We start from the raw sequence: 11,792 nt of genomic DNA on the forward strand, positions 1-11,792 counted from the left end.
CATCCGTCCAAAGGGTGGGAATCGCGGACCCGCATGGCAGGCCCCCGATCCGGGTTTCGGGCACGCCGCCTCAGGACAGGGTTTCGGCCAGCGCGGGGGCGCAGCGGCGCAGGTTCTCGCCGGGGGCAAGGCCCAGCGTGCGCATCAGCCACCAGGCCGTGCAAAGGTTCGAGGACAGGAAGGGCAGCCCATCGCCCGCGACATCCAGGCTGGCGGGGACGGTCAGCATGCCGGTCCCGCTCATCACCACGGCATCGGCGCCCGCGCGATCCACGCGGCCAAGCGCCGCCGTGACCTCGGAACTGGTCAGTTCATAGGCGCGGAACTCCTCGGAGATGGCGACCACCTGCGTCACCTCGCAGCCGAAGGCGGTCCAGAAGGCGGCGGCTTTCCGGGTCAGCCAGTCGGGATAGGGCGAGACCAGGGCGACACGCTTGGCCTCCAGCACCTCAAGCGCGCGCAGGATGGCAAGGCTGGCGGTGGCGACGGGATGGCCCGCCGCCTGGGACAGCCACTCGCATTGCGCGATGTCGCCTTCGGGCAGCAGGCGATAAGACGGGCCGGTCAGGCCGATCGCCGTCGCGCCCAGGCGGATCGCGCCGAAATCGCCCAGCCGCTGGGAATACTGGTCCAGATAGGCGGCATTGCGTTCCTCCAGCGTGGTGTTCGGACGCACCGGAAAGCGGGTGACGTGCAGGCCCACCGTCTCGGGCAGAAGGAAGCGCAGTTCCGGCTCGACGGTCGGATTGGCGGGGGGCACCAGCACGCCGACGCGGGCGGCGGGGTTCAAAAGATCGGGCGAAACGGTCATTGCGCGGACTCCGGGGCAAGGCGCGGCGGCGCCATATCAAGCATGGTCGTGCGCACCAGCATGTCGCGGGCGCTGTCGGCATCGGCGGCGCGGCGGCGCACCTCGTCCAGCCAATCCGCACCCCCGCGCACATTGCGGTCGGTGCGCGGCAGCAGTTCCTGTTCCGCCACGCGGCGGCGTTCGCGCGCGGCGGCCTCGGCCAGGGCGGGCTGGCCGGAAGCCAGCGCCTGGGCGATGGCATTGCCCAGCGTATAGGCGTCGTGGATGCCGCAATTCATGTTCATGCCGCCGCGCGTATTGGTCAGGTGCAGCGCATCGCCGATCAGGAAGGTCCGCGCCGCGCCATGCCCCGAGGCGAGCATCTTGCGCGCGCCATAGATATCCCAACTGCGCAGGGTCAACCGCTTGGGCAGGCCGGGGATGAAACTGCCAAGCTCGGCCATATACCATTCGGGCCTGGTCACCTCGGCCTCGTCGAAGCCGTCGGGCAGGCGGATGATGACGCGCCAGCAGTCGGGCATCTGAAGCAGACTGACCGAGCGGCCGTCTTCCCGGAACACATAGCTGATCTGGCCGATGCCGGGCAAAATCTGTTCCAGCGGATCTGTGACGACCAGGCGCAGCACCTTTCCGGGGTAATGCGTGCCTTCAAGCGTCAGCCCCAGCAGATCACGGGTGGCGCTGCCGGCGCCATCCGCGCCGATCGCGAAGTCGGCCCGTTCCTCATGGATTTGGCCTTCGGTGTCGGACCATTCGACGGTGACGCCCTGGGCATCCTGACGCAGCGCCCGCAATTCGGCGCCGAAACGAACCTCGCCATGTCCCGAGACCTCGACCGCCTGCTTCAGCAGCGGCGTGATCGCCGATTGCTCAAGATGCAGCCGGAACGGATAGGGCGTGCGGTCCGCAAGCAGGGCGTGATCGAACTCGGCGAAAACGCCGTCCTGGTCGCGATACTGGATATGCGTGGCCTTGCGCCCGCGTTCCAGGATCGGCCCAAGAATGCCGAACTCTGCCAGGATCTCAAGCGTGGGCGGATGGAAAGTCGAGGCTTTCGAGGCCGTGCTAAGACCGGCCCGCTTTTCCAGCACCAGGCAATCAACGCCGCGCGCCGTCAATACGGCAGCAGCCGTCAGCCCCACGGGACCCGCCCCTATCACGATCACCCGCCCCATCCCGCTCTCCTTGCTTCACGCCCCGCACGGGCCTGCATGCCGATTCTGTAATATGTTTATGTTTCATACAAGATACATTTATCCGCGACAAATAGCATCGCGTCAACCGCGCAGAACGAATTCGTAGTGCGAGCATGCGGGAAATGGCGCCGGATCGGGCGTGGGCGGCCGATCCCCCCGAAGGCGGGCCTAGGCATCGCGAATATGCTTGTGCGTCACGGCCTTCGCCCACGCGCCGTCACGCGTGGCGATGACCTGGGCGGTCCGCCGGCGGGATCTGCGGGCGGGGGCGGGTCGGTTCCAGCCCCCGCAAACGGCGCCCTGCCCCGCGCATGGGACCGGGCATGCCGGGCAGGGCTTGTTCGGGGCTTCGTATTCGAGGCTTAGTATTCTACGCCGTCGAGGTTCATGTAACGCTCTTCCAGCGCGGCCACGTCATTCTCGCCCATCAGGGACCAGATGTCGTCGATGTCGGTCAGAAGGTCCGAGCGGTCCACCGGCTCAAGGCTTTCGCGCGATTGCGTCATCGCGACCAGCGCCTTGCGCATGGCCAGCACCGCCGCCGCCGGCAGCATGCGCGGCAGGGTGACCCGCTTGACGCCCAGTTCGGCCAGCCGCGCGACCGGGATCAGCGGCGTCGTCGGGCGCGAGCGCAGCCCGAAACCCATATTGACCGAGACCGGCACATCCACGGAATCGACCAGGCGCTTGATCTGCTCCTCGCCCTTGATCGCATCGGCGAAGATCAGGTCCGCGCCTGCCTTGACGTAAAGCCGGGCGCGGCGGATCGCCTCGTCCAGCCCCTCGATGGCGATGGCGTCGGTGCGCGCCAGAATCACGAAATCGTCGTCGCGGCGGGCATTGCAGGCGGCCTCGATCTTGCGCGCCATCTCGCGCGCGTCGATCACGTCCTTGCCCGCCATATGGCCGCAGCGTTTCGGGCTGACCTGATCCTCGATATTGATGCCGACGACGCCCGCATCCTCGAACAGCCGCGCGACGTGAAAGACGGTGACGGGGTTGCCATAGCCGGTATCGGCATCCGCCATCAGCGGGATGTCGATCGAACGGGCCAGGATGCGCACGGCCTCCAGGTTGTCGGTCAGGCCCATGATGCCCACGTCCGGCACCCCCAGGCGCGAGTTCGCCAGCCCCGCTCCGGTGGTGCAGGCGGTCTTGTAGCCCATCTGCTGCACCAGCTTGGCCGAATAGCCGTCGAAGACACCGGGCGAGACGAGAATCTTTTCGCTTTGCAGCAATTCCCGGAATATGCGCGCCTTGGATTTCATGAGCCTGTGTCCTTCCTGAAGCCTATCCGACGATGAGGCAGGAAAGCCACATCATGAAAAAACTGTCAACAGTTTTGCGAGCCCCCGCAAGCCGCCGACTGCCGCGACAATACCCCCCAGGGTCGCCCGAGACGGCCCCGCGCCCGCTCATCGATGTCCAGATCCGCGACCCCTCGGCCTTGGTCATCACTGGTTCACTTATGACCGCATGCCGCAAGACCCTTTCTGCCGGAAAGCGCCGCCGCCCGGATCGGTCAGGCGCCCTCAAAGCAGCCGAAGCGCCGTGGCCCCGGACAGAACCGTGATCGACACACCCAGCATCAGCTCGAACAACGCCATCACCGGCCTCAGGGACCCGCCGTCAGGCAGGGCCAGAAACACGCCGCGGCGCATCAGGGCGGCGGTCAGCCCGGCCGAGGCGGTCACCGCCATCGTGCCCAGCCCCATGACAAAGGCGCCCAGGATGCCAAGCAGATCAAGGTCGAACCGCCAGGTCAGGATCAGCAGGAACAGCGCGCTGGTGCAAGGACGCAGCGCGACGCCAAGGATCAGCGCCGCCGCCTCGCGCCGGTCCTTCGTTTTGGCCAGCGCGGCAGGATCGGGGACATGGCCGTGGCCACAGCCGCAATCCGGCCCGTGGGCATGGTCATGCCCGATATGCGGGACGGCCCGCGACCCCGCCAGCCGCCCCGCGCCCCGCCTGGCCAGCATCAGCCCCAGCGCCGCGATCATCGCGAAGGACAGCGGCTCGACCATCCCCGCCAGCCCTTCGACACGATCCCGCGCACCGTCCAGCAGCCAGACACCGGCATGGACCAGCACCACCGCCACCGCGGCCTGCGCGAGGCTCGACAGCGCGGCAAGGCCGATCAGCCGGCGCAGGGACGATGACGAGGCCGCGGCATAGGCGGCAATCACCGCCTTGCCATGTCCGGGGCCAAGCGCATGCAGAAAGCCGTGGGCAAAGCAAAGCCCAAGAAACCCGGTGACCGCGCCCGGCTGCCCCGCCCGCAGCGCGCGCAGGGCACCGGCCAGCGCGTTCTGCGCCCCGCGCTGGAAGGCGATCGCGTTTTGGGACAGCCAGTCCTGAAGGCCCAGAGCGAAAGCCCCGGCCAGCGCAAGCGCAAGCGCCACCGCGACGATCAGGGCCGTGCGGCGCATTCCAGCACAACCCTATCGGCGAAGGCGCCCCCGACCTCGGGGTATTTGCCCTGTTCCATGATCTCTTCCTCGGTCAGTTGTCCCAGCAGCCGATCATAAAGCTTCCGCGCCGCGCCGATATCGGCCTTGTGGATGGAAACCCGGCACCCGTCCCGGCCCCGGACCTCGGGCATGCCGGCAAGGTCGTAGAAGGCATAATAGCCGGGATCGTAGACCTGCAAAGTCACCGGGGCCCGGTCCAGGTCAATCCGGCTGGGAAGCGCGCGCAGATAGGTCAGGACCAGCCGCCCTTTCAGATAGTCGGCTTTCATGTCCATCGGGCCGGTAAGCTCGACCGGCTTGCCATCCCATGTGAGATAGAGATCGCCGCCATAGTCCTCGGGCCATTGGCTGAACTGCGCGGCCAGGCGTTGCTTCTCCTCGCCGGTCAGTTCGCCATTTCCGTCGCCGTCCATTCCCAGATCCTCGACGATCAGCATCGAGGTCAGGTCATCCCAGACCCAGACCACCCCGATCGCTTCAAGCCTTCCCCCGTCATCCATGCGGAAGGTGATGCGCGTATCGATGAACTCATGCGGATGCGCGCCGGCCTGAGCGGGATGTAGGCAGGACAGAGCAAGGCAAAATGGGACAATCAGCGCACGCGGCATGGTCAAGAGTTACGTCCCGCGCCGCGCCATAACCAGCCCCGTCAATCCGCCCGTCATCCGTCAGCGGCGGGATCATGCCAACTCTCTTCCCGCTTTCCCGCAGCCGGTCGGATAGGCCGTGCCCCAGGTCTTCGCCGCATCCTTCGCCAGCATCCGCGCCTCGGCCAGTTCGAGACGACTGCGCATCGCATCGGCATCGCCGCCGCATTCGCGGCAAAGGCGATTCCAAAGCTTCAGCGCCGAATGCGGGCTCCAGGGCAGCGCCGCGGCGGCAAGCCATTGGCGCAACTCCGGCGGCAAGCGGTCATACCGCTCCATCGGGCGCGGCCGATTGCGGCGCCTGAGCGATGTGGCAAGGTTACGCGCCATCAATGGACGATCCCGCCCGCATGCAAAAGGCCAAAGGCAATGTCGATCCGATCATGCGTCAAGACCTCATCATCCTTCGGGCCATCCTTCTGGCCATCCAGATCGGCCCTCTCGATCTTCGGCGGGCGGTTCGGTTCCCAGGCAATGGCGACAGGGGTTTTCATGAAGGGTTCCTTCGGGTCGGTCGGGATCGGTTCGGGATCGGGCCGCTTACGCGACCCGGCGCTGGCCCCATTGCGGGAAGGGATCGGGCAGCTTCGCCCAGGCGCCTGGGGTAAAGCCCCGCGCATCGACCAGCGCCGCATCCAGCCGGGCGGTCAGCGCCGCCTTGTCCATGCCCGCGCCGATGAAGACCAGCTCCTGCCGCCGGTCGCCCCAGGGTTCCTCCCAGACCGCGCCGACCTCGCTCAGCGCGTCGGGATGGGTCGGCCAGCGTTCGCGCGGGACAGAGGCCCACCAGCCGCCCAGCGGCGTGACCGAGGACACCGCGCCGGCCAGGCTGAACTCCACCGCCCAATTCGGGCGCGAGGCGATCCAGAAATGCCCCTTGGCACGGATCACGCCCGGCAGGTCACCGTTCAGCAGGTCATAGACCTTGCCCGGATGGAACGGACGGCGCGCGCGATAGACGAAAGAGGAAATGCCGTATTCCTCGGTCTCGGGCAGATGATCGGCGAAACCGTAAAGCTCCTTGGCCCACATCGGATGCAGATGCGCGCGGTCGAAATCGAACAGCCCGGTGTCGAAGATCGCCTCAGGCGCCACCCGGCCGAAATCGGCCTCGATCAGTTTCGCGTCGGGGTTCAGGGCGCGGATGATCTTGCGTGCCTGGTCCGCGCGCGCCGGCCCGGCATCGCTGACCTTGTTCAGCACCACCACATCGGCGAATTCGATCTGATCGGTCAGCAGGTTGACCAGCCTGCGCTCGTCCTGCTCGCCCAGGCTCTCGCCCCGGTCGGCGATGAAGTCATGGCTGGAGAAATCGCGGGTCAGGTTGATCGCATCGACCACGGTGACCGTGGTGTCCAGCCGGGCAACATCCGACAGGCTCTCGCCGTTCTCGTCGCGGAAATCGAAGGTGGCGGCGACCGGCAGCGGCTCGGCGATCCCCGTGCCCTCGATCAACAGATAGTCGAAGCGGCCCTCCTCGGCCAGCTTGCGCACGCCCTGCAACAGATCGTCGCGAAGCGTGCAGCAGATACAGCCATTGGTCATCTCGACCAGCTTTTCCTCGGCCCGGTTCAGCTCCGCCCCGTCGCGCACCAGATCGGCGTCGATATTCACCTCGGACATGTCGTTGACAATGACGGCGACCCGGCGCCCCTCGCGGTTGTTCAGGACATGGTTCAAAAGCGTGGTCTTGCCCGCGCCAAGAAACCCGGACAGGACGGTGACGGGCAGGCGCTTGTCGCGCTTGTGCTGGCTGGCTGGCATGGCATCCCCATAAACGTAATGTTATTACGTTACTCAAATAACCGGAATCGCCGGGTTCCGCAATGTCGTTTTCGCCCGGTGCCGATGCAGCCCGGTCACGCCGCATCCAGAGGGCGCAAGCACATCAGCCACAAGCTGGGCGCGGTGGTGATCGGTGGCCGCCACATCCTCGCCCCCAAGCAACGGGACCGCCGCAAGCCCTCTCGCGCCACCTGTTCACCTTCGGGAAAATCGACGGGGCCTGGCCGATCACAGCGCATCACGACATGGCGTCCCGATTCGACGCCGACGGCTTTCCTTCCGGTCGTCACCCCCGATATCGGCAGCGGCGAGGTGCCGTCGCCTCGCAGCCGCGCGATCCTGCGCCCCGACCTGTTTGACAGCATTCGGCCCTTTACCGCCGTCCCCGCTGTCATTCGGCCTGCAATGCAAGGGCCGCGCAGATCGGCCCGAACGGCATCACCGGCAGAGGATATTTCCGATGGGCCCCATCACGCTCCTTTTCTTCGCGGTCGGCTTTTTCGTATTTGCGGCCAGCCCCGGCCCGGACAAAATGGCAATCATGGCACGCACGGAAATGGGCATCGGGCATGGCCCCGCGCTTGCCATGCAGCGCATTGAGAGCGGTGCAGGGTTTAGATAATAAATTGTTTTTGCTTGATGATCCTGGCTTCCTGCCGAAAATGCGACCCTGTGGCAGAGCGGGTGAAAAGATCACACGCGACGCCGCATGGCCAGCAGGCAAGGTCGATATGATCCAGTTCGACGAACCTGTCTTCAACATGTCCCCTGATAGGACGAACGCTTGAGGCATTTTCGTCTTGGGAAGATCCATCGAATATTTAAATGTGGGACGGCGACCGAAGTTTGCTACGGCTATGGGATCAAGATCAATATAGGCTGTAAGAAAACCTGGCTGCACAATGGCGTAAGCATCCAGTGAATTTTCCCGGAATTCAGGCGCTCGATACCGATCTGGTTTCTCTGCAATACCATAAATCGCATATTCCGATGGATCTGAGCGGACTCCCGCGCGGCAAGAGGGTGATGATCGGGGCCATTGACGTTGCGGCCAACGCCATCGAGAATCCGAAGGGCGTGACCGATCCCCGCGCGGCCCGCCCGCTACGACGGCGAAAGCCCCCCATCGCTCATCCGGTGGCGGCGCGGATGGCACCGGCCAGGCCGCGGATCTGGGCGCCGATGATGCGCGACAGGCTCATCGAGATGTATTGCGCGCCGCCCTCGATCAGCGCGGGGATCTCGTCCTGGCTAAGCGGTGTGCCCCCGAAGATCTTACCGTGCTTCAACCCGATGGCGTGGATCTTTTCGGCGGCGGCCAGCACGTCCGGGTGATGGTGATCGCCCGCCAGCCCCATCGAGGTGGAAAGATCCGTGGGGCCGACGCCCATCATCCGGATGGCGGGCAGCGCGGCAATGGCCTCGACATTCTCCAGCCCGGTGACGGATTCGATGGACAGGCCGATCAGCACCTCGTCATTGGCGATGGGTAGGTAGTCGCGCGCCGACATGCCAAGGCCGAAGCCCGAAAAGCGGGTCAGGTCCACGCCGCGTTTGCCCATCGGCGGATAGAAGGCGGCGTCCACCAATGCCTGCGCCTGGGCCCCGGTCTCGACATTGGGCACGGTAAGGTATTGGTAGCCGATATCCAGCAGCCGGCAGATCGTCGGGCCATCCAGGCCCATGGTGCGCACGCCCGGCGTGATGCCCGTGGCCTCGCAGGCGCGGACGATGTTTTCCAGGCTGTCCCAGTCGAAGGGGTGATGCTCGGTGTCGGCGATGATGAAATCGGCCCCGGCAAGGGCGCACATCTCGACCACGCGGGGCGAAGGCGCGGACAGCAGCACGCCCAGCGGGACCTCGCCGGCCTCGATCATGCGCTTCATGCGGTTGGGGCGGCCGACGGGCGTGACACGCGGGGGAATGGCGGACATGGATAACTCCTTTGCTTGGGTCGGGGGCGCGGCTTAGTCGCGCGGAACGATGGAATGGCTGCCGGGCCGCCACGAGCAATGAACCACGTCGCCGGGTGCAAGCCGCTGGCCGCGTCCGGTGGTGATCGCGGTCAGGGTCGGGCCGCCGTCCAGCGCCACGGTGACGCTTTGCATCGCGCCCAGATATTCCAGCCCGACGATGCGGGCGGGATAGCTGGAGCCATCGGCCAGAGGCTCGGGGGAAAGCCGGCAATCCTCGGGGCGGCTGATGATCCAGGCCCCTTCGCGCAGCCCACTGTCGAAGCCGGGGGCAAAGGTGAAACGAAAGCCCTCGCTCTCGGCCGTAAGGGTGCCGTTCCTGTCTTCCAGCACGCGGGTCAGGGGCCAGACATTGGCCTCGCCCAGGAAGGTGGCGGCCCAGACGCTGCGAGGCGTCTCATAGACCTCGCGCGGGGAGCCTTGCTGCACGATCAGCCCATCGCGGAACAGCACGATCCGGTCGGACATGCTCATCGCCTCTTCCTGGTCGTGGGTGACGTAAAGGGCGGGGACGTTGATGTTTTGCTGGATGCGGCGGATCTCGCGTTGCAGATCCTTGCGCAGCGCGCGGTCCAGCGCGCCCAAAGGTTCGTCGAACAGCAGGATGTCGGGCTCGAACACGATGGCGCGGGCCAGCGCCACCCGCTGCGCCTGCCCGCCGGAAATCTGGGCGGGCAGCTTGTCGGCATGTTCCAGAAGACGCACGGTCTTCAGCGCCTCGGCCACCCGCGCGTCGCAGCGTTGGGCGCTTTCACCCCTGATCTGCAAGGGAAAGGCCACGTTCCGGGCCACGGTCTTGCTGGGAAACAGCGTATAGCTTTGGAACACCATGCCGATGTTGCGGGTATGGGTGGGGGCAAAGGACACATCCTTGCCCTGGATGAACACCTTGCCGGACGCCGGGGCGAAGGCGCCCGCCACCAGGTTCAGCAGGGTCGTCTTGCCCGAACCCGAGGGGCCGAGCAGGGTCACGAACTCGCCCTGCCCCACGGTCAGGGAAACCCCCTTGACCGCGACATGCGTGCCATACTTGATGGTCACGTTGTCGAGTTCGATGGCCGGTCTGGAAGCGGTCATTGGTCTTACCTCACTGGCCGGTTGGCTGCGTATGGGCCATGTCGCGCTGGGTGCGGCGACGCTGGGCGGAAAGGACGGCTCTCTGGACGGCGCGGATCAGCGGAACCAGCAGCGTGCAGAGGATGGCGACGGTGAACAGCACCGTGCCGACGGCGGGCAGGATCGGGTCCACCTGGTAGATCATGTAGGAATACATCCGCGCCGGCAGGACCTGCGAATTGCCGACCCCGATGAAGACGGCGAAGGTCACCTCGTCGAAAGCATGGGCAAAGGACAGGACCATCGCCGACAGCATCGGCACCATGATCTCGGGCATCAGCACCCGGCGCAGCACCGTGGTCGGCTTTGCGCCCAGTGAACTGGCGGCGAACCACAGGTTGGGGCTGAGCCTGCCGAAGCTGTCCATCATCAGCGCCACGGCCAAGGGCAGCGCGGCGGTGGCATCGGCCAGCGACAGCACCACCGGATTTCCCAGCCGCTCAAGGTTCAGCAGGATGGTGAAAAGGCCGGTGGCGACGATGATGTTCGGGACGAACATCGGCAGCATGGCGGTGACCCACATGCCCTGCCCCAGCTTCGAATAGCGGTATTGCGCCAGCCCCAGCATCATCGCGCAGACCACGGTGACCAGTGCCGCCAGCCCCGCCACCTGCAAGGACAGAAAGAACGAGTCGCTCCAGCCGCGGTTGGTGAACAGCTTCTCGAACCAGTCGAGGGTGAAGCCCTTGGGCGGAAAGTTCAGGATCCGCCCCTCGGAAAAGCTGGCGGGCACCACGACCACCAGCGGGAACAGCAGGAACGACAGAAACAGCGTCGCGTAGATGTAGTTCAGGGCGGTCTTGAAAAGCCGGGTCCCGCGTCTCATGCCGCATCCTCCGTCGCGCTGCGCCGCCCGCCCGCCATCAGCGGCGAGGCGTTGGTGGGCGAGGTTCCGATGATGCGCAGGCCGATCAGCAGCACCACGGTCAGGAACAGCATCATCAGCACCCCCGCCGCCGAGGCCCGGCCCGCGCCGTTCACGCTGTCGTTGACCAGTGCGTTGTTCATCAACTGGCCGAACATCGTATCGTCCGGCCCGCCCAGCACCGAGGGCACCACGAACGAGCCGACACAGCCGGCAAAGACGATCATCACCGCCAGCACCAGGCTGCCCTTGAACTGCGGCCAGTAGGCATGCCAGAAGGTCTGCATCGCGCTGGCGCCCAGTGTCCGGCTGGCCATGATCAGGCTGCGGTCGATGCCGCGCATCCCGGCGTAAAGCACCATGGCCGCATAGGGGATGAATACCTGCACCATGGCCACCAGCACCGCGCCACGGGTATAAAGCAGATCCAGCGGCTTTTCGGTCAGGCCCGCCTGCATCAGCAGCGTGTTCACGAAACCATTGCGGGCCAGCAGGATCTGCCAGGCCAGCGTGCGGGTCAGGATCGACAGCGTGAAGGCCAGCGCCATGCCGGCAAAGAAGATGCTGCCGAAGCGCCCTCCCTTGCTGGCCACGAAGTTGCATGCCGGGATCGAGACCAGGATGGTGATGACGGTGGTGGCCACCGAAATCGACAGCGTGGTCCAGATCGAGCGCGAGAACGGCACCGTGAAAAGGTCGGCATAGTTGCGCAACGACCATGCGCCATCAAGCTTCAGCGACTGGTAGAAGGCCATGCCCAAAGGCAGGATGAAGAACACCCCGACCAGAACGATGGCACTGAGCATCAGGGCGAGCTTGCCGCGCTGGATCATCCCATTTTTCCTATCATGTGCAGGTTGCGCCATGGCGCCCGGCCGCAAGCGCGGCCGGATGCGTCGACAAGGTTGCGACCGGCCATCCTCTATCC

General features: G+C 65.6%; 13 protein-coding genes. All 13 read right to left on the minus strand.

Features of this window, described 5'->3' with window-relative positions:
* Positions 1-70 precede the first annotated feature (70 nt).
* Positions 71-811: a hypothetical protein gene (locus tag QM682_RS13795; protein WP_415130701.1), complete on the minus strand. Its 741-nt coding sequence runs from the start codon at positions 809-811 to the stop codon at positions 71-73.
* On the minus strand, positions 808-1,986 hold the full coding sequence (locus tag QM682_RS13800; protein ID WP_415130703.1) for an FAD-dependent oxidoreductase: 1,179 nt from the start codon (positions 1,984-1,986) through the stop codon (positions 808-810). Before QM682_RS13800 ends, QM682_RS13795 begins: the two co-directional genes overlap by 4 nt.
* 383 nt (positions 1,987-2,369) lie before the next feature.
* Positions 2,370-3,275, minus strand: coding sequence for an isocitrate lyase/PEP mutase family protein (locus QM682_RS13805; RefSeq protein ID WP_415130705.1), 906 nt, complete (start codon positions 3,273-3,275; stop codon positions 2,370-2,372).
* 264 nt (positions 3,276-3,539) lie between these two features.
* Positions 3,540-4,436, minus strand: coding sequence for a nickel/cobalt transporter (locus QM682_RS13810; RefSeq protein WP_415130707.1), 897 nt, complete (start codon positions 4,434-4,436; stop codon positions 3,540-3,542).
* Positions 4,418-5,086, minus strand: coding sequence for a DUF1007 family protein (locus QM682_RS13815; protein WP_415130752.1), 669 nt, complete (start codon positions 5,084-5,086; stop codon positions 4,418-4,420). The genes QM682_RS13810 and QM682_RS13815 overlap by 19 nt, the downstream gene beginning before the upstream one ends.
* Before the next feature lie 72 nt (positions 5,087-5,158).
* Complete coding sequence (locus QM682_RS13820) at positions 5,159-5,455, minus strand: DUF6525 family protein (RefSeq protein WP_415130709.1); 297 nt, start codon at positions 5,453-5,455, stop codon at positions 5,159-5,161.
* Entirely contained in the window at positions 5,455-5,619 is a 165-nt protein-coding gene (locus tag QM682_RS13825; RefSeq protein ID WP_415130711.1) for a hypothetical protein, read from the minus strand. Before QM682_RS13825 ends, QM682_RS13820 begins: the two co-directional genes overlap by 1 nt.
* Positions 5,620-5,665: 46 nt before the next feature.
* Positions 5,666-6,889, minus strand: coding sequence for a GTP-binding protein (locus QM682_RS13830; protein WP_415130712.1), 1,224 nt, complete (start codon positions 6,887-6,889; stop codon positions 5,666-5,668).
* Between the two features lie 412 nt (positions 6,890-7,301).
* The gene (locus QM682_RS13835; protein ID WP_415130714.1) at positions 7,302-7,724 is read right to left on the minus strand and encodes a hypothetical protein; all 423 of its coding nucleotides are present in this window, start codon (positions 7,722-7,724) and stop codon (positions 7,302-7,304) included.
* A 316-nt stretch (positions 7,725-8,040) separates the two neighbouring features.
* Positions 8,041-8,844: an HpcH/HpaI aldolase family protein gene (locus QM682_RS13840; RefSeq protein WP_415130716.1), complete on the minus strand. Its 804-nt coding sequence runs from the start codon at positions 8,842-8,844 to the stop codon at positions 8,041-8,043.
* Positions 8,845-8,877: 33 nt separating this feature from the next.
* Entirely contained in the window at positions 8,878-9,960 is a 1,083-nt protein-coding gene (locus QM682_RS13845) for an ABC transporter ATP-binding protein (RefSeq protein WP_415130718.1), read from the minus strand.
* Positions 9,961-9,970: 10 nt separating this feature from the next.
* Positions 9,971-10,825 carry an ABC transporter permease gene (locus QM682_RS13850; RefSeq protein ID WP_415130720.1) on the minus strand — a complete coding sequence of 285 codons (855 nt, stop codon included), beginning with the start codon at positions 10,823-10,825 and terminating at the stop codon, positions 9,971-9,973.
* Positions 10,822-11,697, minus strand: a complete 876-nt coding sequence (locus QM682_RS13855) for an ABC transporter permease (RefSeq protein ID WP_415130722.1) — start codon at positions 11,695-11,697, stop codon at positions 10,822-10,824. The genes QM682_RS13850 and QM682_RS13855 overlap by 4 nt, the downstream gene beginning before the upstream one ends.
* Positions 11,698-11,792 lie beyond the last annotated feature (95 nt).

The organism is Paracoccus sp. (in: a-proteobacteria), from assembly GCF_047605025.1.
Lineage (GTDB): Bacteria > Pseudomonadota > Alphaproteobacteria > Rhodobacterales > Rhodobacteraceae > Paracoccus.